At 65.3% G+C, this 22427-nt stretch carries 22 protein-coding genes; 12 read left to right on the forward strand and 10 right to left on the reverse strand.

Going from position 1 to position 22427, the window contains the following annotated elements; translation table 11 throughout:
- Positions 1 to 8 precede the first annotated feature (8 nt).
- Positions 9 to 1019 (forward strand): methionine synthase, encoded by a 1011-nt coding sequence (locus AC5Y5C_RS15195; protein ID WP_499973564.1) that lies wholly within the window; start codon positions 9 to 11, stop codon positions 1017 to 1019.
- Positions 1019 to 1642, forward strand: a complete 624-nt coding sequence (gene bluB / locus AC5Y5C_RS15200) for a 5,6-dimethylbenzimidazole synthase (protein ID WP_499973565.1) — start codon at positions 1019 to 1021, stop codon at positions 1640 to 1642. Before AC5Y5C_RS15195 ends, bluB begins: the two co-directional genes overlap by 1 nt.
- Here bluB and AC5Y5C_RS15205 read toward each other — a convergent pair.
- The 5 genes from AC5Y5C_RS15205 to AC5Y5C_RS15225 form a co-directional block, all read right to left on the reverse strand.
- A complete protein-coding gene (locus AC5Y5C_RS15205; RefSeq protein ID WP_499973569.1) occupies positions 1639 to 2493 on the reverse strand; it encodes a crotonase/enoyl-CoA hydratase family protein in 855 nt (284 codons plus the stop codon). The genes bluB and AC5Y5C_RS15205 overlap by 4 nt on opposite strands.
- An 18-nt stretch (positions 2494 to 2511) precedes the next feature.
- Positions 2512 to 3192: an Rv1815 family serine proteinase gene (locus AC5Y5C_RS15210; protein ID WP_499973574.1), complete on the reverse strand. Its 681-nt coding sequence runs from the start codon at positions 3190 to 3192 to the stop codon at positions 2512 to 2514.
- A 5-nt stretch (positions 3193 to 3197) separates the two neighbouring features.
- The gene (locus AC5Y5C_RS15215) at positions 3198 to 4040 is read right to left on the reverse strand and encodes an Rv1815 family serine proteinase (protein WP_499973578.1); all 843 of its coding nucleotides are present in this window, start codon (positions 4038 to 4040) and stop codon (positions 3198 to 3200) included.
- Between the two features lie 91 nt (positions 4041 to 4131).
- Positions 4132 to 4884 carry an Rv1815 family serine proteinase gene (locus tag AC5Y5C_RS15220; protein ID WP_499973583.1) on the reverse strand — a complete coding sequence of 251 codons (753 nt, stop codon included), beginning with the start codon at positions 4882 to 4884 and terminating at the stop codon, positions 4132 to 4134.
- 68 nt (positions 4885 to 4952) lie between these two features.
- Positions 4953 to 5360 (reverse strand): MmcQ/YjbR family DNA-binding protein, encoded by a 408-nt coding sequence (locus AC5Y5C_RS15225; RefSeq protein WP_499973588.1) that lies wholly within the window; start codon positions 5358 to 5360, stop codon positions 4953 to 4955.
- Between the two features lie 52 nt (positions 5361 to 5412).
- Between AC5Y5C_RS15225 and ligA the strand changes: the two genes are divergently transcribed.
- Positions 5413 to 7470: an NAD-dependent DNA ligase LigA gene (gene ligA, locus AC5Y5C_RS15230; RefSeq protein WP_499973591.1), complete on the forward strand. Its 2058-nt coding sequence runs from the start codon at positions 5413 to 5415 to the stop codon at positions 7468 to 7470.
- Between the two features lie 73 nt (positions 7471 to 7543).
- On the opposite strand, the gene AC5Y5C_RS15235 is transcribed toward ligA, so the two are convergent.
- Both AC5Y5C_RS15235 and AC5Y5C_RS15240 read right to left on the reverse strand, forming a co-directional pair.
- Positions 7544 to 9412 carry an ArnT family glycosyltransferase gene (locus tag AC5Y5C_RS15235; RefSeq protein WP_499974560.1) on the reverse strand — a complete coding sequence of 623 codons (1869 nt, stop codon included), beginning with the start codon at positions 9410 to 9412 and terminating at the stop codon, positions 7544 to 7546.
- A gap of 80 nt (positions 9413 to 9492) precedes the next feature.
- A complete protein-coding gene (locus AC5Y5C_RS15240) occupies positions 9493 to 10149 on the reverse strand; it encodes an ACT domain-containing protein (protein WP_499973594.1) in 657 nt (218 codons plus the stop codon).
- Between the two features lie 52 nt (positions 10150 to 10201).
- Here AC5Y5C_RS15240 and gatC point away from each other — a divergent pair, with 52 nt between their 5' ends.
- The 6 genes from gatC (at position 10202) to AC5Y5C_RS15270 (ending at position 15175) form a co-directional block, all read left to right on the forward strand.
- Positions 10202 to 10510, forward strand: coding sequence for an Asp-tRNA(Asn)/Glu-tRNA(Gln) amidotransferase subunit GatC (gatC, locus tag AC5Y5C_RS15245; protein ID WP_499973598.1), 309 nt, complete (start codon positions 10202 to 10204; stop codon positions 10508 to 10510).
- Complete coding sequence (gene gatA, locus AC5Y5C_RS15250; protein ID WP_499973601.1) at positions 10507 to 11985, forward strand: Asp-tRNA(Asn)/Glu-tRNA(Gln) amidotransferase subunit GatA; 1479 nt, start codon at positions 10507 to 10509, stop codon at positions 11983 to 11985. Before gatC ends, gatA begins: the two co-directional genes overlap by 4 nt.
- A gap of 72 nt (positions 11986 to 12057) precedes the next feature.
- Positions 12058 to 12309 carry a hypothetical protein gene (locus AC5Y5C_RS15255; protein WP_499973603.1) on the forward strand — a complete coding sequence of 84 codons (252 nt, stop codon included), beginning with the start codon at positions 12058 to 12060 and terminating at the stop codon, positions 12307 to 12309.
- Between the two features lie 5 nt (positions 12310 to 12314).
- Positions 12315 to 12578: a hypothetical protein gene (locus AC5Y5C_RS15260; RefSeq protein ID WP_499973605.1), complete on the forward strand. Its 264-nt coding sequence runs from the start codon at positions 12315 to 12317 to the stop codon at positions 12576 to 12578.
- A gap of 30 nt (positions 12579 to 12608) precedes the next feature.
- Positions 12609 to 14105, forward strand: a complete 1497-nt coding sequence (locus AC5Y5C_RS15265) for a carboxylesterase/lipase family protein (RefSeq protein WP_499973607.1) — start codon at positions 12609 to 12611, stop codon at positions 14103 to 14105.
- A 38-nt stretch (positions 14106 to 14143) separates the two neighbouring features.
- Positions 14144 to 15175: an ATP-dependent 6-phosphofructokinase gene (locus AC5Y5C_RS15270; protein WP_499973610.1), complete on the forward strand. Its 1032-nt coding sequence runs from the start codon at positions 14144 to 14146 to the stop codon at positions 15173 to 15175.
- 22 nt (positions 15176 to 15197) lie between these two features.
- On the opposite strand, the gene AC5Y5C_RS15275 is transcribed toward AC5Y5C_RS15270, so the two are convergent.
- Positions 15198 to 15581 (reverse strand): hypothetical protein, encoded by a 384-nt coding sequence (locus tag AC5Y5C_RS15275; RefSeq protein ID WP_499973614.1) that lies wholly within the window; start codon positions 15579 to 15581, stop codon positions 15198 to 15200.
- A gap of 106 nt (positions 15582 to 15687) precedes the next feature.
- Between AC5Y5C_RS15275 and gatB the strand changes: the two genes are divergently transcribed.
- Positions 15688 to 17187, forward strand: a complete 1500-nt coding sequence (gene gatB, locus AC5Y5C_RS15280; RefSeq protein ID WP_499973618.1) for an Asp-tRNA(Asn)/Glu-tRNA(Gln) amidotransferase subunit GatB — start codon at positions 15688 to 15690, stop codon at positions 17185 to 17187.
- Here the strand turns inward: gatB and AC5Y5C_RS15285 are convergent, their stop codons facing one another.
- Positions 17188 to 18381 carry a PQQ-dependent sugar dehydrogenase gene (locus AC5Y5C_RS15285; protein WP_499973622.1) on the reverse strand — a complete coding sequence of 398 codons (1194 nt, stop codon included), beginning with the start codon at positions 18379 to 18381 and terminating at the stop codon, positions 17188 to 17190. It lies immediately after the preceding gene.
- Between the two features lie 70 nt (positions 18382 to 18451).
- Between AC5Y5C_RS15285 and AC5Y5C_RS15290 the strand changes: the two genes are divergently transcribed.
- The gene (locus AC5Y5C_RS15290) at positions 18452 to 19258 is read left to right on the forward strand and encodes a DoxX family protein (protein ID WP_499973624.1); all 807 of its coding nucleotides are present in this window, start codon (positions 18452 to 18454) and stop codon (positions 19256 to 19258) included.
- 220 nt (positions 19259 to 19478) lie between these two features.
- Entirely contained in the window at positions 19479 to 21173 is a 1695-nt protein-coding gene (locus AC5Y5C_RS15295) for an APC family permease (protein ID WP_499973626.1), read from the forward strand.
- Here AC5Y5C_RS15295 and AC5Y5C_RS15300 read toward each other — a convergent pair.
- On the reverse strand, positions 21170 to 22342 hold the full coding sequence (locus AC5Y5C_RS15300; protein ID WP_499973630.1) for an FAD-dependent monooxygenase: 1173 nt from the start codon (positions 22340 to 22342) through the stop codon (positions 21170 to 21172). The two genes, AC5Y5C_RS15295 and AC5Y5C_RS15300, sit on opposite strands and share 4 nt — an antisense overlap.
- Positions 22343 to 22427 lie beyond the last annotated feature (85 nt).

Below are 22427 nucleotides of genomic sequence, written 5' to 3' on the forward strand. Positions count from 1 at the left end.
TTCAGCATGTGAATGTATGGGCGAACGGAACTGGGGTCGGCTCCTGGCCGGGTCAAGAGGCACGTGCCGCAATCGAGATCGTGGTGGCCGAACTGGCGCTGCCCCACATCGTGGAGCTGCCTGCGCGCGGCGTGGGTGCCGATCTGATCGGCCGGGCCGCGGCCCTGCTGGTCGACATCGCCGTCGATGTGTCACCCACCGGCTACCGGACTACCGCCCGGCCCGGCGCGGTCGTGCGGCGGGCCCGCGGATTTCTGGACGAGGACATGGATGCACTCGAAGAGGAATGGGAGCGCGGCGGGTATCGGGGTAGCGAACGCGTGGTGAAGGTGCAAGGCCCTGGCCCGGTAACGCTGGCCGCACAACTGGAACTTCCCAACGGTCATCGCGCGATCACCGATCCCGGGGCGGTGCGGGACCTGGCGGTATCCCTGGCAGAGGGGCTGGCTCAGCATCAAGCCACGTTGTCTCGCCGGCTCGGTGTCCCTGTAGTGGTACAGCTTGATGAACCCTCCCTGTCTGCCGCGCTGGACGGCAGGCTGTCCGGAACCAGCATGTTCTCGCCGGTGCATCCGGTCGACGTGCCGACGGCTACCGCGTTGCTGAACCAGTGTGCTGAGGCGGTGGGCGGTGAACTGGTGGTGCATTGTTGCGCCGCAGATCCGCCCTGGGAACTGTTGCGTGGCGCGGATATTCGTGGGATCGCGGTGGATGGCGCATATCTGATGGATGCGCAGGCGCTCGATGGACTGGCCTCGGTGCTGGACACGGGGAAGATCGCGCTGCTCGGTGTGATTCCCGGCTCCCCACCGTCGGTGCCGATATCGTCCGACGTGCTGGCAACTCGCACCGCGGCGCTCGCGGACAAACTGGGCTTCGGGCGTGCCGTGCTGCGGGATCGCATCGGCATCAGCACCGGATGTGGGCTTGCCGGTTCAGATCTTCAATGGGCGCGTACTGCAACCGAATTGACGCGCAAGGTCAGCGATTTGATCGACGCCGACCCGGACGCGCTGTGATGGATGTCTATCAGGCCATCGCCACCCGCCGCGATGTGCGCGCCGAGTTTACCGGGCAGGTTGTCGACGACACTACGTTGATGAAGCTGCTGCAGGCCGCGCACCGCGCGCCCAGTGTGGGGAACAGTCAGCCATGGGATTTCGTGGTGGTGCGCGACTCGCAGACACTGGAGAAGTTCGCGGCGCATGTCGCCGAGCAGCGCCAAAGATTCGCCGACAGCCTTCCGGAGGAACGACGAACCACCTTTGGCCCCATCAAGATTGAAGGCATCTGCGAAAGCGGTACCGGTGTGGTGGTCACCTACGACCACGGCCGTGGTGGCCCGCATGTTCTAGGCAGACACACCATTGCCGACGCGGGCCTGTTCTCGGCGGTGCTCGCCATCCAAAACCTGTGGCTTGCCGCGGTCACCGAAGGGGTCGGCGTCGGCTGGGTTTCCTTCTACGAGGAACAGTTCTTGGCCGAATTAATAGACGCACCAACGCATATCAGGCCGATCGCCTGGCTATGCGTCGGACCGGTGCGTGAGTTCGCCGAGCGCCCAGACCTAGAGCGCTTCGGCTGGCGTAGCGGGCGCCCCCTGGAGGACGCCGTGCACTGGGGCCGCTACCGGGTTACCTAGCGTCCCTTGAAATCGGGTTCGCGCTTCTCGAAGACCGCGCCGATGGCTTCCTGCAGGTCCTCTGATGGCAGGAACGCGGCGTTCCAGGTCGAAACGTACTTGAGTCCGTCGGCGACGATGTTCTCGCGTTCGCGCCCCAACACATCCTTGACACCCTGCACCACCAGCGGGGGGTTCGCTGCGATCTCGGCGGCAGTGGCGTGCGCGGCCGCCAGCGTTGCCTCGGGAGTGTCGAACACATCGTTGACGAGTCCGATTTTCTCGGCCCGAGCGGCGTCGATGTCCTTGCCGGTGAACGCCAATTCGCGCAGGTGGCCGTCGCCGATGATCGGTGGAAGACGATGTAGTGAGCCAATATCGGCCACGATCGCCACCTTGGCCTCCCGCACGCTGAACTTCGCCTCGGCGCTCGCGTACCGGATGTCGGCGGCCGCGATGAGGTCGACGCCGCCGCCGATGCACCAGCCTTGTATCGCAGCGATCACCGGCTTGCGGCAGTCCGCGACGGCGGTCACCGAGGCCTGTAGCCGGCGTATCTCGTCGAGGAAGTCGGTGCGTGGTTTGGCCAGTGCCTTCTCGGCCAGCAGCGGCATGAACGTACCGGCCATCGCGGGCAGGTCCAATCCGTAACTGAAGTGGGAACCGGTGGCGGCGAGCACAACCGCCCGCACCTCCGGATCCGCGTCGAGCTCGGTGAAGATCAGCGGCAGTTCCCGCCAGAAATCGGGTCCCATCGCGTTGCCCTTGCCGGGCCCGATGAGGGTGACCTGGGCGATGTGCCCGGTGGTCTCAACGGTGAAGGCTTTCCAGTCGCTGGCCGATGAGCCGCTTGCGCGAAGAGAATCAGACATGGGCGTGAGCCTACGGGTTCAGGCGGGTAGCAGGCCCTTGCGGTCCTCGCGAAGTTGCTTGACCACCGACGGCCACGACATTGCCCAGGACTGCACGTCATCGCCGGACTGGCTGGTCATGAAACCGCGAATGATGCCGACGAGCACGGTGCGGTCGCCGACGTGCGTGTACACCGGACCTCCGGAATCGCCCTTGGCGATCACCGGGCCGTTAAACCTGAACCATCCGTTGCCAAGTCGCGTCACCGATCCGCATGCATCGCCCGTGGTGAAGCCGGTGCGGCAGACAGGCATTCCCACGTCGGGAGCGACTGTGTCGTCACGTTCGAGCCGTTGACCGTTCGCCAGGACGTCGTTGACGGGCAATCCGTCATCGATCGAGATGGCCTCGTAGTCGATGGTGTACTCGTTCTCGTACACCGGGCCCTCGGGGGGACGGTTGTCGTGGGCCAGGATCTTGTGTCCTACCGCCGCGAAGTCTCCGTTGCGCACGACGCCGTCACCGTTGAAGCAATGCCCGGCCGTGATGCCCACGCGAAGACCGGGATCGACGTAACCGAGCGTGCAGCTCAGCGTGCCCTGGTAGATGAGCATGCCGGGATACACCAGCGGCGGGTCGGCATGTGCAGGTGCGGGGTTGGCGGCGGGAAGCGCGCACAGCACAGCGACGATGGTCGTTATCCATAAGAACTGGCGCATGGCGGCTAGGGGACAACCATTCTCGCGGGACCGGACGGGCGGTCATCGGAGGGCGCCGGAGGCAGGACCATCGGCGGCGCCTGCGGATTGACGGCCACGGGGCTCGCGGTCTCGGGGCGGCGCGTAGCCGCCGCAATGTCATCTCGGATCTGCTGTTGCACCGTCGGCCAGGACAACGCCACGGTGGACTCCCGGCGGGTCTGGTTAGCGGTGAAGCGCGCGCTCACGATGCCGACGATGGCGGCGTTGCCGGGCGAGGTCACGGTGTAGACGGCGCTACCGGAGTCGCCGTGGTCGGCGGGCAGGCCGTCCACGAGGAACCAGCCATTGCCGATTCCGGAGATGGAGCCGCACGCTTCGCCGGTGGTGATCCCCACTCGGCACACCGCCAGGCCGTCTCGGGGGACGACAGCGGCATCCACCCCGAGACGCAGTCCGTTGGGCAGCACGTTGTTGATCGGCACGCCCTCGTCGAAGGCAATGCCCTCGTAGTCGATTCGGTAGTCATCGCGGGCCAGCGGCCCTTCGGGCTTGATATTGGACTGGGCCACCGCGAGCTGCCCGATGTGGACGCCGTCGCTGGTGAACACCGGTCCATTGCCGCCACAGTGACCCGCGGTGACGCCGACGCGGGCGCTGGGATCCACGAAACCGAGGGTGCAACTCAGCGATTCCCTGCCGGGTGGGCGTTGGATGATCTCCATACCGGGGTAAATCAGCGGGTCCGCATGTGCCGCAGCCGGGTTCGCCAGGCCAAGACCACTCAGCACGGTGAGCACAGTGATACACGCAGCCAACCGTCGTCCCCGCAGGTCGGTCTGCCGACCGTTGTCGCCGACACTGGTCACGCCGTAGCTCTCTGTCTGCCACGTTCACCGTCAACAAAGCCCGACCAGCGTTAGGAGAGCACGCGGCACGACTCTCCGTGTCGCTATGAGCCTATGCGAATTGGGTGTCTTGTGGTGCAGGAAGTGCCGTCGGTGGTGGTGAATCCGCAGGTGGCGGGGGAGCATCGGGTGATTTTTCGAGGTCTTCTCGTAATTGATTGAGGACGGTTGACCAGGAAATCGCGGTGGTTTGAACCACACCGGTGTCAACGCCGCGGGTGGTTCCACGGGCGATTCCGACGATGGCGCCGTGTCCGGGCGAGGTGATCGAGTACACCGGGCTGCCCGAGTCGCCATGGTCGGCGGGTAGTCCGTCAATCTCGAACCAGCCATTGTTGACCGTGGTGACGGTGCCGCAGGCCTCGCCGGTGGTGACGCCGTTACGGCAGACCGGCAGGCCGGTCTGCGGCTGGATCCCGCTGCCTCGCTCAAGCCGAATCCCGTTGGGGAGTACGTCGTTGATCGCTACGTCCTCGCGGAATTTGATGGCCTCGTAGTCGATCAGGTACTTGGTGCCGTCGATTCGCTCGCCGTCGCTGAGGTTCGAGCCGGCGATGACAAGGACGCCGATGAGTTCGCCTGCAGAGTCGTACACCGGGCCATCGGTATCCATGGCGCAATGGCCCGCGGTGAGACCGAAACGTGCGCCGGGATCGACGAAACCGAGCGTGCAGCTCTGGGTTCCCTGGATGATCTCCATCCCGGGAAACACGAGGGGACCATCGGCGAGGGCCGGTGGCGCCAGGGTGATCGCGGTCAGCGCGGCTGCGCCAAGGGCACTGCACAATCTATTAGCAACAGACAATTTGCATCCCAGCCTGTCTCTGTGAGTGGTAGGCAAAGCGTGAACTGAGTGTAGGGATTGTCCAAGGATCAGTCGCGCTGATCAAGCAGCTTGATCAGCCTCTTGGTGGCGATTAGTCGGTACGAGGCATCGAGAAGCTCGGCAACCTCGTCCCAGTCGACATCGGCGGTGCTGAAATCCAGTCCGAGCCAGCCGTAGGGCCCCATGTAGGCCGGGTAGTAGAAGCGTTCGTCCTGCAGGAGCGCGGGGCGCTCAGAATCGTCCACCTTGACCAGCACCGAGTATGGGTAGGCGATCATTTCGCCCCGGGTCCCGCCCTTGGCGTTCCCGCCGAACATCGCGAAGATCTTCCCGGACTTGAAGACGGGTCGGCCCCAGGAGATCTGTTCGGTGGCTTCGGGCAGTGCGAGAGCCAGCTCGCGTAGCTCTACCAGACCCGGATCGTCCTCGGTGAACATAATCGGGTGTGTGCCCATGGGCACATCGTAGGGTTCGGGCGCTGTCGGGTGGGTCCGTTAGCCTGCGGGTATGGATCCCGATATCCAGCGCCAATGGGGTGAGCTGGCCGAAGAGGTGCGCGGCCACCAGTTCCGCTACTACGTCAAGGACGCCCCCGTCATTTCCGACGGCCAGTTCGACGCACTGCTGAAGAGGCTCACGGCGCTGGAAGAGCAATACCCGGAGCTGCGCACTCCGGATTCGCCGACGCAGCTGGTGGGCGGGGCAGGGTTCGTCACGGAGTTCAGATCCGTGGATCACTTGGAGCGAATGCTGAGCCTGGACAACGCATTCAGTTCCGAGGAGCTGGCGGCCTGGGACGCACGGGTCCGTGGCGATATCGGCGCGGAACCGGAATACCTGTGCGAGCTGAAGATCGACGGCGTGGCGCTGGCGCTGGTCTACGAGAACGGTGTGCTGGTGCGGGGGGCCACCCGTGGGGACGGGCGTAGTGGTGAGGACGTCACCCTGAACGCCCGGACCATTGAGGATGTTCCGGAAAGGCTCACCGGTTCAACGGAATACCCGATACCCGCGCTCCTGGAAGTGCGCGGCGAGGTGTTTTTCCGGCTGGAGGATTTCGAGGCGCTCAATGCCTCCCTGGTGGAGGAGGGCAAGCCGCCGTTCGCCAACCCGCGTAACAGTGCCGCGGGCAGCTTGCGGCAGAAGAACCCGGCCATCACCGCCAGACGCCGGCTGCGGATGATCTGTCACGGGCTGGGCCGTGCCGAGGGCTTCGCGCCGGAAAGCCTGCATGATGCCTATTTGGCGCTGGGGCAGTGGGGATTACCGGTATCCACTCACACCACCAAGGTGCGGGGCATCGCGAAGGTCCAGGAACGTGTCGACTACTGGGCCGAGCACCGTCACGATGTGGAACACGAGATCGACGGCCTGGTCGTCAAGGTCGACACGGTGGCGCTGCAACGTCGCCTTGGCAGTACGTCCCGTGCCCCGCGCTGGGCCATCGCGTACAAGTATCCGCCCGAGGAAGCGACGACCGAACTTCTCGACATCCGGGTGAGCGTGGGCCGCACCGGGCGGGTCACACCCTTTGCGTACATGACCCCGGTGAAGGTGGCCGGATCCACGGTGTCGCTGGCGACTCTGCACAACGCGTCCGAGGTCAAACGCAAGGGTGTGCTGATCGGCGACACCGTGGTGATTCGCAAGGCCGGGGACGTCATCCCGGAAGTGCTAGGGCCGGTCGCCGATTTGCGCGACGGTTCGGAACGTGAATTTGTCATGCCCATAACATGTCCGGAGTGTGGCACCACACTGGCCCATGAGAAGGAGGGCGACGCCGACATCCGCTGCCCCAACGCGCGTAGCTGCCCGGCGCAGCTGCGTGAGCGGGTCTTCCATGTGGCGGGGCGTGGCGCCTTCGATATCGAGGCGCTCGGTTATGAGGCGGCGATCGCGCTGCTTTCGGCCGGGGTTATCGAGGACGAGGGCGACCTGTTCAGTCTCAGCGCCGATGATCTGTTGCGCACCGATCTGTTCACGACCAAGAATGGGGCGTTGTCCGCCAACGGAAGCCGGCTGCTGGATAACCTGGATAAGGCGAAACAACAGCCGCTGTGGCGTGTGTTGGTGGCGCTGTCGATCCGCCACGTGGGCCCGACTGCGGCGCGCGCCCTGGCCACCGAGTTCGGTGAATTGGAAGCCATCGAGGGAGCGTCCGTCGAACAACTGGCTGCGGTCGAGGGTGTGGGAGCCACGATCGCCGCGGCCGTGGTGGATTGGTTCACCGTTGACTGGCATCGCGCCATCGTCGACAAGTGGCGTGCTGCGGGCGTACGCATGGCCGACGAGCGCGACGAGTCGATACCGCGCAATCTGGAAGGCTTGTCGATTGTCGTAACCGGTTCGCTCCCAGGATTTTCGCGTGATGAGGCCAAGGAGGCCATCATCGCCCGCGGCGGCAAGTCCGCGAGCTCGGTGTCCAAGAAGACGGCCTTCGTCGTCGTCGGTGACGCGCCGGGCTCCAAATATGACAAGGCCGTTGAGCTGGGGGTGACGATCCTCGACGAGGACGGCTTCCGTGCGCTGCTGGCCGACGGGCCACCCGAGCCGCCAGCGTCGTGACGCCAGCCGCCGAGTGTGAAGCTATGGCGAGAAATCTCTCGGTATCCCGCCATGACTTCACGCTCGGTGCTCATCAGGGTTTCGGCGGCACCGCCAGGTCGAACACCCGCAAATCACCGTAATCCTTTGAGGAGAAGTGGGTTTCGACCCACTTCTGGACCTCGTCGGCCACCCGCTCGGTATCGCCATCCTTCTGCGGTTGTTCCTCCTGCTTGTCCTTGTCCTTGACGGACTCGGCATAGAACTCGACGGTGCCATCCTGCGTGTAGTCGATGAACTGCTGCAGGGTGATGGGGTTGTCGCGTCCGGAGAACCCGCCGATCGCCATCACGGGCGCGTTGGTCTCCAACTGGATGGGTGCGGCCGTGCGGGTATTGGTCGTCGCCACCGGCCACCGGGCGTCGGAATCTCTGATCAGCGCCGCCAGGGCGGGATCGAGCGGCTTGGGCTCCCGCCCGCCGAACTTGTCGTCGTCGGGCATCGCCGGGCCGGAGGTGGACAGCCCGCCGACCTTGGGCGTGGTGACGTTCGCGATGGTGAAGGCGATCGACCCGCCCAACGAAACCGCAAGGGCCAGTATGGCAATGGCATAGCGCAGCCGGGCGTTGCGCTCGAGCGCGCCACGTGCGAGGGCAATGGCCGCGGCGATACCGCCGATCAGCAGAACCCAGCGCAGCCACGGTAACCAGGCAGGTATGCGCCGGAGCAGGACGAACGCCATGATGGTGGCGCTGAGCGTGAGCGCACTGAGCCCCAGCTTGCCGAGCCGTTCGGACCGGTGCCGCCAGACCAGGACAGTGCCAATGGCCAGGGAAGCGGCAATAGCGGGGGCCATGGCCGAGGTGTAGTAGGGATGGAACTGCTTGGCCATGTAGCTCAGGATCACGTAGTTGGACACCATCCAGGTGCCCCACAGAATGAGCCCTGCCCCTGCGGGATTGGTGGTGATCGCGCGCAGGCGGCCCAGCCAACCCTCGGTCTGTGGGGTCCTGCTGACGAGGGCGAGTCCGAGGATCAGTGCGATGAGCGCCGTGGGTAACAGCCACGCGATGTGGTCGGCCTGGGTGTCCTGGAACAGACGGAAGATGCCCGGGGTACCGGAGAACGAGGGTCCGCTTCCGCGGCCGCCTTCGCTCATTCCCTTCGAATCGTCGCCGAGCAGGCGATCCAGTCCGTTGTAGCCGACTGCCAGGGTCCATTCGCTGTTGTCGGTGGAGTTGTCGACGTACGGACGGCTGGCCGCAGGAGTCAGTGCGACCGCGGCCATCCACCATCCCGACGAGACCAGCAGAGCGGCGCCGGCACCGAGCAGATGTACGAGCGTTGTCTTCCAGGGCCATTTCGCCGACACCAGATAGGCGAGGAGCAGCGCGGGAGCCACCAGCAGCCCTTCCAGTGTCTTGCACAGGAACGCGAACCCGATGCCCACGCCGGCCAGCGCCAGCCACCCGGCCGCGGCCCGAGAGCGCTCGGAGTCGATTGCGCGCGTGGTGAAGTATGCGGCCACCACCATGCCGAACACCATCGGTGCGTCGGGGTTGGAGTGCCGGAACATCACCGAGACCACGGGGATCAGCGCGAATAGGGCCGCCGCGAGCAGACCTGCGCCCGGACCGGCCTGGCGCCGGACTGTGGCGCGTATCAGGGCGGCACTCACAATCGCCAGCACAGCGTGGGGAATCAGCATGCTGGCGCTGGAGAAGCCAAAGATTCTGGCGGATAACCCCATCAGCCAGAGACCACCGGCGGGCTTGTCGACCGTCACGTAATTCTGCGGATCGAAGCTGCCGAAGAACCAGGCTTTCCAGCTTTCGCTGCCCGATTGGACGGCCGCCGCGTAGAAGGCATTGGACCAACCGTTGTGGCTGATGCCCCAGAGGTACACCACAGTGATCGTCAGCAGAATGGCGGCGAAAATGAGTCGTTCACGAGTCCTGCTCATGGACGCGTCGATATCAGTCACGCCAGTGAGTGTGCCGGGCGATTCCGGGAGACGGCTGTACCGTTCCTGTGAACCGGCCGCTACCGCACCAAGGTTGCGACGATGCCTGCCAGATAGCCCAGACGGGCGACCTCCGAGGGCCGGAACTCCGGGCCGCCGGGACGGCCCAGCACCACGGCGGTGTCACCCGAACCCAGCGGTGCGGCCGCCAAGGTGGTGTCCATGTCCTTCCAGAGTTGCGGTACCCATTCGGCAGCGCTGTCGAGGACCTGCGCCCGGCTCAGCGGTAGCCAGGGGGCCGAGGTGGCCTGGGTTTCCGGGGCCCCGGAACTTCCGGCCACCCGAATGAAGCCGGCCCCGTCCTGCCGCACCACGGTGCACCAATTCGAGCGCAGTACATGCGGTGCCTCTTGTGCGAGCACCTCGAGGCGGGCGGATGCGGCGGCGGCAGCCACCCTGTCGATGAGTTCCAGCTCGCGATGCGCCTCCAGAAGGCCCGTGTGCGGGCGGATGGAATGCACATGCACGCCGTTCAGCGCTTCCGCGGCCGTGATCAACGAATCGGGCATGGCCCCGGGCGGCAGGTCGATGACGAGGTCGTCGATGGCATAGCCCGGACCACGCTCGACGACGTCGAGGGACAGGATGTCTGCGCCCACCGTGCCGAGAGCGACGGCGACCGATCCCAGACTGCCGGGACGGTCGGCAAGCTGCAAGCGCAGCAGATAAGACGGCACGTCCAACACTGTGGCACAGGTCAGGCAGTGCCGCCCTCTAGGCTGTCTAGCCGTGAGCGCCATATCCCGTGACGAGGTCGCGCACCTGGCCAGACTGGCCAGGCTTGCGCTGACTGACGCTGAGCTGGACGGATACGCCGGGCAACTCGATGCGATCCTCGGCCACGTCAGCCAGATCAGTGCCGTTTCCACCGATGAGCTCGATGAGGTCGACGCGACGAGTTCTCCGCTCGATGCGGTCAATGTCACACGGCCCGATGTGATTGCCGATTGCCTGACTCCGGATGAGGCGCTGGCACAGGCTCCGCGGGTGGCAGAGGGGCGTTTCGCGGTGCCGCAGATCCTGGGGGAAGAAGCGTGACCGATCTGATCAGGCAGGACGCCGCGTCTCTGGCCGCGTTGATTCATTCAGGCGAGGTGTCATCCGTTGAGGTGACACGTGCGCATCTGGATCAGATCGCCAGCACCGACGAGACCTATCGAGCCTTCCTGCATGTGGCGGGAGAGCAGGCCCTCGCCGCCGCCCAGGACGCCGACGACGCGATATCGGCCGGTTCGGTGCCGTCGCCGCTTGCCGGCGTTCCGCTGGCGCTCAAGGACGTCTTCACTACCAGGGACATGCCGACCACCTGCGGGTCCAAGATCCTGGAGAACTGGGTTCCGCCCTACGACGCCACCGTCACCGCGAGGTTGCGTGCGGCCGGGATTCCGCTTTTGGGCAAGACGAATATGGACGAGTTCGCGATGGGTTCCTCCACCGAGAACTCCGCGTATGGGCCCACCCGCAACCCGTGGGACATCGAGCGAGTGCCGGGTGGCTCTGGCGGTGGTAGCGCGGCCGCGTTAGCCGCCTTCCAGGCACCGCTGGCCATCGGTACCGATACCGGCGGCTCGATCCGTCAGCCCGCGGCGCTTACCGCGACTGTCGGGGTCAAGCCCACCTATGGAACGGTTTCTCGTTACGGCCTGGTGGCCTGCGCGTCCTCACTGGATCAGGGCGGGCCCTGTGCGCGCACGGTTCTGGATACCGCGCTGCTGCACCAGGTGATCGCCGGGCATGATCCGCGTGACTCCACCTCCGTCGACGAGGCGGTACCCGATGTCGTGGCCGCCGCTCGCGCCGGTGCCACCGGTGACCTCAAAGGCGTTCGCGTCGGAGTGGTCTCGCAGTTGCGGGGCGACGGGTATCAGCCGGGCGTGATGGCATCGTTCGACGCGGCCGTCGAACAGCTCACCGCGCTGGGCGCCGATGTGGTGGAGGTGTCCTGTCCCCACTTCGAATACGCCCTTCCGGCGTACTACTTGATCCTCCCGTCCGAGGTGTCCTCCAACCTGGCTCGGTTCGATGCCATGCGGTACGGCATGCGCGTCGGCGACGATGGAACGCACAGCGCCGAGGAAGTCATGGCGCTCACCCGGGCTGCGGGCTTTGGTCCAGAGGTCAAGCGGCGCATCATGATCGGCACGTATGCGCTATCCGCTGGGTATTACGACGCGTACTACGGCCGGGCGCAGAAGGTGCGCACCCTGATCAAGCGTGATCTGGAGCAGGCCTACGAACAAGTGGACGTGTTGGTCACCCCGGCGACGCCCACCACCGCGTTCCGGCTGGGGGAGAAGGTTGATGACCCGCTGGCCATGTACCAGTTCGATCTGTGCACCCTGCCGCTGAACCTGGCCGGGCACTGCGGGATGTCGGTGCCCTCGGGGCTTTCGGCCGATGACGGGCTCCCGGTGGGGCTGCAGATCATGGCTCCCGCACTCGCTGACGACCGGCTGTACCGGGTAGGAGCGGCGTACGAAACGGCGCGCGGCCCGCTGCCGTCGGCGCTCTAGGGATTCACAGGTAACTATTAGCGTTCTGTACGCGCGCTGGCCGTAAGGGCTGTCATATTTGCATATATGCATATGAGAAGTCCGTATGGCGGTGCGTTGATCGCCGCCGGTGTGGTGGCGGCGATACCGGGCGTGGGGGCGATTTCCCAGGCCGTGCCGGCTACGCAGCAGGTAACGGTTCGATGCTCGGTGCAGACCGACACCACCTGCGATCATTCCGGCGATCCGCACCTGACCGCGCGACCGAACCCGGACAACGTGGTGCCGCGGGCGACCATCCCGCAGACGAAGACCCGTCCCAGCACCGTCTTGCCGCGACAGTGACGAGCATGCAGAAGGTGTCGATCCGTCGGATAGCCGCAGTGGGTGCGTGCGCGATGGTTCTCACCGGTGCGGTGTGGACGAGCCGCATCGTGGTTCCCGAGTCAGTGGTCCAGGTGAAACCGGCGGATTGCGGAGGATCGGTGGACCGTGACTGTCTTCCTCTCGGGGAACGTCACCTGTCGTCGGCGCCCGACCCGGGGAACGCTCCGCCGCCCGCCACCATCGTGACGACCAGGCCGGGCCCCACGACGGTGCGCCCAGGGCGGTGAGGTCTGGCCCCTGGGGCTAGGTTGGCATCCGTGGCAGCGGCGCCGAAGCGAGTAAAAGTCAACAGTGGTGTGGTTGAAGGCTTTGTGCGGCGAGGCATGCGCCGTTTCCGCGGGATTCCCTACGCCGAACCTCCGGTGGGGCCGTTGCGGTTACGGGCGCCGCGTCCCGTACAGGCATGGGAGGGCATCCGGCGCTGCACGAGATTTGGCGCGGTGCCGTACCAGCCGAAGGTGTTCACGCCGCAAAAGCGGCGCAGTGAGGACTGCCTGTCCCTCAATGTGGTGACGCCGCAGGAATTGCCTGATGGTCCGCTGCCGGTGATGTTCTACATCTACGGCGGTGGGTACTTTCTCGGCTCCAGCGCCTCGCCGCCCTATGAGGGTTCGATACTGGCGCGCCGCGGATGCGTCTACGTGTCGGCGAACTATCGGGTGGGCGCACTGGGCGCCTTCGATCTGTCCTCGCTGTCCGATGCCGAGCATGTCATCGAAAGCAACGTGTACCTGCGTGATCTCGTGCTGGCCCTGCAGTGGGTCCGTGACAACATCCGCGCTTTCGGGGGCGATCCGGACAATGTGACCATCTTCGGCGAGAGCGCGGGTGGCAGTGCTGTCGAGACATTGATGGCCACCCCGGCCGCTGCGGGGCTGTTTCATCGCGCGATTATCCAAAGCACCGCCAGTGGCCTCGCCGCCCATGCTGGCGCGATCGCGCATGACGCCCGCCGTTTCGCCGAACTGCTTGGCGCCACACCCGATAATGCGGCGTCAACGGTGATCAATGCCTCGCCCAAGCAACTGCTGCGCGCACAACGCATGTTGATCGCCGAGGGCGGATTCCCGTTCGGTCCTTCAGTCGACGGTGATTATCTGCCCAAGCCTCCCGTGGAAGCCATGGAACATGGTGAAGCGCAACGAGTTCCACTGATCATCGGCAGTAACGCCGATGAGGCCAGGCTTTTCACGAAGGTGATCAAGGCGATGCCGCTGTCCGAGCCCGAGCAGCAGGACATTCTGGCGCGCGGTGGGCCCGGTTATCGGGAACGGATCCTCGCGGTCTATCCGGGATATCCGTCGAGGGAAGCGCGGTTGCGGCTCGCGGGGGACATGTTCTTCACGTCCTCGGTGTGGCGGATCGCCGCGGCGCATCAACAGTTCGCGCCGGTGTACGTCTATCAATTCGACTATGCGCCCTGGACTGTGCGGGCCGCCGGTTTGAAGGGGTCGCACGCTACCGAGCTGTTGGCGGTCTTCGGCAATTATCGCGGTCCGGCCGGGCCGCTGTTGGCCGGCAGCCTCACGCTCCGGGATGCCTCACGTGTCGTTGACGACGTGCAACAACGCTGGGTGGCTTTCGCGCGCAACGGCGTTCCGAGCGAAGACTGGCCGCTGTACCGCGGTCCGGACTGGCCGGTGATGGTCTTCGACCGTGAGACACGTGTCGAGCGGGACCTGGGCGCCGACCGTCGTGGGGTGTGGGCCGGGTTCATGCTGAGCGTTCCGAGTCGCCTGCCGAAGGCTCCGTAGCGCTGCCGTCTCACCGGCTCACGGGCATGATGGGGGCTATGCGTATCGGAGTGCTTACCGGTGGAGGAGACTGCCCAGGGCTCAATGCCGTCATCCGTGCGGTGGTCCGAACCTGCGCCAACCGCTACGACTCGCAGGTAGTCGGATTTCAGGACGGCTGGCGCGGTCTGCTGGAGAACCGGCGCATCCAGCTGGCCAACGACGACCGCAACGATCGGCTGCTGACCAAGGGCGGCACGGTGCTCGGCACCGCGCGCACCAATCCCGACAAGCTGCGTGCCGGGCTGGACCAGATCAAGCAGACTCTCGATGACAACGGGATCGATGTGCTCATCCCGATCGGCGGGGAGGGCACGCTCACGGCCGCCAGCTGGCTCGCCGATGAGAACGTGCCGGTGGTGGGGGTGCCCAAGACAATCGACAACGATATCGATTGCACCGATGTCACTTTCGGGTTCGATACGGCGCTGACCATTGCCACCGATGCGATCGACCGGCTGCACAGCACGGCCGAATCTCACCAGCGCGTCATGCTGGTGGAGGTAATGGGCAGGCATGCGGGGTGGATCGCCCTGCACGCCGGGCTGGCCTCCGGTGCCCATATGACGCTGATCCCCGAAGTGCCGTTCGACGTGGAAGAGGTGTGCCGCCTGATCAAAGGCCGCTTCCAGCGGGGGGATTCGCATTTCATCTGTGTGGTGGCCGAGGGCGCCAAGCCGACCGAGGGCTCAATGGAGTTGCGCGACGGGGGAATCGACGAGTTTGGGCATCAGCGGTTCACCGGTGTGGCCCAGCAGCTGGGGGCTGAAATCGAGAAACGCATCAGCAAGGAGGTCCGCACCACGGTGCTGGGCCATGTGCAGCGCGGTGGCACCCCGACGCCGTTCGACAGGGTGCTCGCTACCCGGTTCGGCGTGAACGCTGCGGACGCGGCTCACGCCGGCGAGTACGGGGTGATGGTGTCGCTGCGGGGCCAGGACATCGGGCGGGTGCCGTTGTCGGAGGCGACTCGCCATCTCAAGCTGGTCCCGAAGAATCGCTACGACGACGCGGCCGCCTTCTTCGGCTGAGAAACGTGCCCGTATTCCGGTGTCAGATCCACCGCTCGACGGCGGCCACGGTATCGGTGGGCACGGTGTTGAAGCAGATCTTCGCGTGCGGTGCGTGCGCGTGGACCACGTTGAGCACCGTTTCGAAGAGCTCGAGGTTCGACGGCATGGCGCGTATGCCCGCCCCGATGATCACGCAATCCCACCGCCGGGCGTCCAGTGCCCTCTTCAGCTGTGCGGTGACCTCGTCGGGCATCAGGCCGATCAGGCACAGTTCGGCGGTATAGCCCTCGGCATTGAGGGTCGTGGCAGATTGGTCCAAGCCCTTCTGGATGTCGTCGGCAGACAGGCCCGTGTCGGCGAACTCGGACATGCTGAAATCGATCAGGTACGGATCGATGCCGATGACCACCACGCTGCCGCCCATAACGGCGACCGTACCCGCGAACAGACAGATAATGCGTGCATCACCTGCGTTTTCTGTGCAACAAGCGTCTGCTCGGCCGGCAAAGCCGACCCATTAGGATCGCAGCATGACAGAACTGCTGGACTACGACGACGTACTGACCCGATACGAGCCGGTGCTCGGCATGGAGGTCCACGTCGAACTGTCCACAGCCACCAAGATGTTCTGTGGCTGCCCGACCGCGTTCGGCGCGGAGCCGAACACGCAGATCTGCCCGGTCTGCCTGGGCCTGCCGGGCTCGCTGCCGGTGGTCAACGAGAAGGCCGTCGAATCGGCCATCCGTATCGGACTGGCGCTGAACTGTGAGATCGCCCCGTGGGGCCGGTTCGCCCGCAAGAACTACTTCTACCCGGACCAGCCGAAGAACTACCAGATCTCCCAATACGACGAGCCCATCGCGTTCAACGGTTACCTCGATGTTCCGCTGGACGACGGTACGACGTGGCGGGTGCAGATCGAGCGCGCTCACATGGAAGAGGACACCGGCAAGCTGACGCATATCGGTGGCGAGACCGGCCGCATCTCCGGGGCCACTGAATCCCTGCTCGACTACAACCGCGCGGGAGTGCCGCTCGTCGAGATCGTTACCAAGCCCATCGAGGGCACCGGGGAACGAGCCCCGGAGATAGCCCGCGCATACGTGACGGCACTGCGGGACCTTTTGCGCGCCTTGGACGTTTCCGACGTGCGCATGGATCACGGGTCGATGCGCTGCGACGCGAATGTGTCGCTGATGCCCACTGGCGCCGATGAGTTCGGTACCCGTACCGAGACCAAGAACGTCAACTCGCTCAAGAGCGTTGAGGTAGCGGTCCGCTACGAGATGCGCCGTCAGGCAGCTGTTCTGGATGCGGGCCAGGAAATCATTCAGGAGACGCGGCACTTCCTCGAGCAGGACGGCTCCACGAGTGCGGGGCGCCGTAAGGAGACTGCCGAGGACTACCGGTACTTCCCGGAACCCGACCTGGAACCGGTGGCACCCAGTGCCGAGCTCATTGAAAGCTTGCGCGGCACCCTTCCCGAGCTGCCCTGGCTGCGGCTGGGGCGCATTCAGCAGGAATGGGGTGTCTCCGACGAGGTGATGCGCGACCTGGTGAATAACGGTGCCGTCGAACTGGTGCAGGCTACCGTCGCCGAGGGGGCCGGCAGCGAAGAGGCACGCTCGTGGTGGGGTAACTACCTGGTGCAGCAGGCCAATTCGCGCGAGATCGAGCTGCCCGAGCTTCCCATCACGCCGACGCAGGTGGCCGCCGTTGTCGCGTTGGTCAACGATGGCAAGCTGTCCAACAAGTTGGCGCGACAGGTGATCGACGGGGTGCTCGCCGGTGAGGGTGAGCCCGAGCAGGTGATGACCGCCCGCGGGTTGGTGGTCATGCGCGACGATTCGGTGATCCGGGCCGCCGTCGACGAGGCACTTGCCGCCAATCCCGATGTCGCGCAGAAGATCCGCGATGGCAAGGTGGCGGCTGCGGGCGCCATCGTCGGTGCGGTGATGAAGGCCACCAAGGGTCAGGCCGATGCCGCGCTGGTCAAGGACCTGGTTCTGGCCGCCTGCGGCCAGGGCTAGCTAGTCCAGGTCGTCGTTGGCGCGGGGGAATCCGCCGCCCTTCGGGAACAACGGGAACACCACGTCCTCGGTGTCGGTGGCGGTGCCGAAGTCCTTGTTGATGGAACCGCCCCAGACGTTTCCATCAGCCGAGAGCTTCAGCGCCCGGACGTGACCGTGCTGCTCCTTTTGGCGGAGCACTTCGGGGTCGCCGGTGACCGCGCCGGTCTCGGGGTTCTGGCGCACCACCACGGTGGTCTGGTTGAACACCAGGTTGACCATCACCGAGCTGTCCAGGGCGGCGCAACCGGCCACCCCGGGCTTATCGGGCCAGGTCCACACCGTGGAGATCTTGCCGTCCTTGGTGAGCTTCTGCAGCCGATCGCCCGCGGGCGCGCGGTCGGTGACATACAGCGTGCCGTTGGCCGCATCCACGCACATGGCGCCGCCGTCGCCGAGGCCGCTTATCGCGGTCGTCGGTGCGGCCTGGTCGATGGTGGTGGGCTGTTCGATGCGGATCACCTTGCCGGCCAAAGAGTTCGGATCATTGGCTGCTGCCGCGTTGCCGCCGGTGCCGGTCTGTACCACCAGCGTGGTGGGGCTGATGAACGCCAGCGATCCCGCATTGCCGTTGGGGCCCTTGGGTATTCCGGTGAGGATTTCCTTGGGCACGTCGCCGTCGGCGACACGTATCACCCGGTTGTCGGTGGGGGTGCTGATGTAGGCGTACATCAGCCGGTCCTGCTGGTAGGAGGGGGAGAGCACGATATCGGACAGTCCGCCATCCCCTGACGGGTCGACGGGAATGGTCGTCTTCACCTTCGGCTCGGCGCTGGTCGCGATTTCCTTGATGGCACCCGTTGCGCGCTCGGCGACCAATGCCGTCTTGCCGTCACTGCCCATGATGAGCCCACTGGTGGCTTCCAGGCATCCCTGCATCACACCGTCGGCGGGGCACTGCTTGGGAAACGGCTTACCCGGCAATGGTGGGGGCGGGGTCGTCGTGGTCTGGGCCACCCCGCGCCGGGGAACCTCGGTGAACGGCTCATCTTGGGTGGGATCGAACCGCACACATCCTGATAGCAGCGTCACCGTCCCGGCCAACGCCGCCACCGAACCGACAATCAGTCTTTTCCCCGATGGCTCATTGGTTGGTCCCGTCGCGGGATTTGGCCGAATGTCGCCGGCCCTGCGGCTCCGGCAGCGAATGAGCATGCCCGCAAGATTACGGACCTTACGGCGTTGCTCGCCACATTCGGGCCTCCAATGGACTTACGCTGGGGCCGTGACCGGTCATTCGGACGATCCGCATGTGTGGCGTAAGCCGCCAGAGCTGGTCGACCCTGAAGACGATGTGCCGTCGGCCACCTATGGCGGCGATTTCGAGACCACGGCAATCCCGCATTACCAGGCGGAGAAGCTGACGAGCTCCCACGATGTGAAAGAGGTTGGACCGTTGTACGATCCAGCGCCGCTGCCCTATGCCGAACCTGCCACCACGCAAATATCTTCTGAGGCGGTGCAGGCGCGACATGCCGCGCCGTGGGGCACTCAGGACCCCACGGGTGACCGTCGTGGCACGCAAGATCTCGGACTGTTGTTGCTGCGTGTCGGCGTGGGCGCGGTACTCATCGCGCACGGGCTGCGCAAGGTTTTCGGCTGGTGGGGCGGGACCGGACTCAACGGTTTCGAAGCAACACTGAGTGACCGGGGTTTCAAATACGCCGACATCCTCACGTATATCGGCGTCACGGCGGAGCTCGGCGCCGGGGTACTGCTGGTTCTCGGCCTGCTCACGCCACTGGCCGGTGCGGCCGCGCTGGCCTTCATGGTCAACGTGCTGCTGTCCGACATGGTGTCCGACAAGGCGAACCGATACGCGATCTTTTGGCCCGATGGGCACGAATTCGAGCTGTTGATGATCGTCGCGATCCTCGCGGTGATCCTCGTCGGCCCTGGTCGGTACGGGTTTGATGCCGGACGTGGCTGGGCCCGCCGGCCGTTCGTAGGCTCCTTCGCCGCCGTACTGCTGGGTCTGGGTGCCGCGGCGGCCATCTGGGTGTTCCTCAACGGAACAAATCCGCTGGCCTAAATCCGCCCTTCCGCGCCCACACGCCGCGTTGTGCGTCGGCCACTGGAGGAATGCGTCGTCCCCCCCGGAGTTCGCATCCGGTGCAGCAGGTCAATGCTCGTTCGAGCTTGTTATGGAATCCAGTGCCTGAAGGTGCTATCTCAACGAATTCCGCTCATGTTGGGCGAAAACTCAACGGAAACCGTATTCTGCTCGCATTCCGCCGAGCAGGGAGACGCGTATGAGTTCAGACACCCCCGTCGAGAGCAAGGGGCTCAAGGGCGGCGCGATGGGGCTGCTGTCCAGCGTCGTCGTTGGGCTCGCCTCTACGGCACCGGCCTACAGCCTGGCCGCCACCCTGGGTTTGATCGTCGCCAGTGGCGGCGCGCTGCTGGCCGGGGTCAAGGCGCCCGCCATCGTGCTGATCTCGTTCATCCCGATTTACCTGATCGCGGTGGCCTATCAGGAGCTGAACAAGGCCGAGCCGGACTGCGGCACCACCTTTACCTGGGCGTCGCGCACCTTCGGGCCGATTGTCGGATGGCTGGGCGGCTGGGGCATCATCGCCGCCGATGTCATCGTGATGGCCAACCTGGCTCAGATCGCGGGCGCCTATTCGTTCACGTTCGTCGGTGATCTGGGGTGGACGGCGGCGGCGACTCTGGCCGATAGCACCCTGTGGTCGACAGTGGCGGGCGTTCTGTGGATCGTGATCATGACCTACATCTGCTACCGCGGTATCGAAGTCTCGGTGCGGCTGCAGTACGCACTCTTGCTGGTCGAGATGGTTGTTCTGGTGGCCGTGTCGATCATCGCGTTGATCAAGGTCTACGCCCATAACGCCGAGACCTACTCGCTGCTGCCGTCGTTGTCCTGGTTCTGGCCCGGGGGCATGGATTTCGGCACCGTCATCGCACCCGCCGTGCTGACGACGATCTTCATCTACTGGGGGTGGGATACCGCGGTGGCCTGTAACGAGGAGTCCGATGACCCGGGACGCACGCCCGGGCGCGCCGCGGTGCTATCCACGTTCCTACTGCTGGCCACCTATGCGCTGGTCAGCGTGGCAGCCGTGGCGTTCGCGGGCGTCGGCACCGAGGGGATAGGCCTGGGCAATCAGGAGAATGCCGCCGATGTGTTCAAGGCCATCGGTCCTGAACTGTTCGGCGATAGCTTCCTCGGGCATGTGGGGATGCTCTTGCTCTCCGCCTCCATCCTGACGTCGGCCTCGGCCTGCACCCAGACCACGATCCTGCCGACTGCCCGCACCACCTTGTCGATGGGTGTCTACAAGGCGCTGCCGGATTCGTTCGCATCGATCCACCGCAGGTATCTGACGCCCACCACCTCCACCGTGGCGATGGGTGCGGTCTCGATTGCGTGCTACGTGCTCTTTACGATCATCAGCACCAATCTGCTCACCGCCCTGATCGGATCGGTCGGCCTGATGATCGCCTTCTACTACGGTCTCACCGGCTTCGCGTGTGTGTGGTTTTACCGTCGGACACTCACGCAGAGTGCGCGCAATTTCATGATGCGTGGTGCGATCCCGCTGCTCGGCGGAATCGCGCTGACGGTCATCTTCGCCTACGGGTTGGTTCAGTACGCCAAGCCCAGCTGGCTCATCGATGACGCCGGTAACAACGTCACCGTCTTCGGAGTCGGGGCCGTGGCGGTGGTCGGTATCGGCGCGCTGGTGCTCGGCGTCGTGCTGATGCTGCTATGGCGGGTGGCGGCGCCGCCGTTCTTCCAGGGGGCGACGCTGCCACGGCGCAGTGCCGATCTGGTGCTGGCTCCCGCCGGGGCCACCACCCATTTCGGCCTGCCCGATGCGGTCGAGGCACAGCAGACCGTCATCGCCGGCGACCTGTCCAACCTTCCGGAAGGGGAGGTCGCGGTGAATCCGCACACCGGTGAGGAATTCAGCAGGGATTAGAGCGAGGCAAGTGCCGTGCCGGCCGCCGCGGCGGCGTCATAGTCGGGAATCCAGTTGCCGGTGAGGATTTCGACGAGCTGTGCCGCTTGCTGCTGCGGAGTCAGGTCGACGGCGCGATAGACGTGCCCGGACTGACGGGCATTCCGTTGAACTCGGGTGGTGCGATCACGCCGCAACGACTCGTACACGGCCAGCCGCCGGGGGACGTCAGCAGCCGAGGCGCCCGCCAACACGGTGGCCATCACGACGGCGTCCTCGATCGACATGTTCGCGCCCTGGCCGAGGTGCGGGGTCATCGGATGCGCGGCGTCGCCCAGTAGCGCGACGCGATCGGTGGTCCATCGGCTCAATGGCCTCCGGTCGTACAGGCCCCAGCGGAAGGTCTCCGCCATCGCCTCGACGACGCGCTGTACCGGCCGATCCCATCCCGCGAACTCGGCAGCCAACTCCGTGACATCGCCGGGGGCGGTCCAGGATTCCTCTGCGTCGAGATTGCTCGGGGTGAAGGCAACCACGTTGAGCAGCCGGCGTTGGGAGACCGGATAGATCAGGAAGCTGCGCCCGGGACCGAGCCACATCTGCATGCTGTCCAGATCGACCGCGCCACCGAGGCGTTCCGCTGGGATCAAGCCGCGATAGGCCATGATGCCATCACTGGACAGCTCAGCCGGGTCGGTCACTACGCGCTGCACCACCGAGTGGATACCGTCGGCTCCCACTGCGATGTCGGCATGCTCCTCGGAACCATCGGCGAAAAGGATGCGCACCTCGTTGCCCGTCTCGATGATGTCGTGGCAGGGGCGCCCGAGATGAACGGTTCCCGCGGGCAATGCGCTCAACAAGGCTTGTTGGAGTTCGCCGCGGTGTACGGGCAGGGAGGTCACCGGGCGATCGGGGCTTACCGATGGCCATGCCGTGGGCACCGGCACGCCCTCTCCCTGCCACGTGTGCCAGAGCGTGCGCGCGATCGGGGTACCCACAGCGCGCACGCGCTCGCCAAGGCCCACCGCGTCGAGTGCGCGCAGACCGTTACTCGCGACGACAACGCCCGCGCCCACCTCGCGCAGTTCGTGCGCCTTCTCATAGACGACGACGTCGATCTCGTTGGCGCGCAATGCCGCTGCTGCGGTCAGCCCGCCAATTCCGGCGCCGATGATCGCTACTCGCATGAGTTCGTCCTTCCCTGGGCTTCGTGGCATAACGTTAGCATGCTAACTATTGTCATGCTAACCCTTAGACTGTTGGGGTGTCAGG

Source organism: Mycobacterium sp. NGS15 (assembly GCF_059813245.1).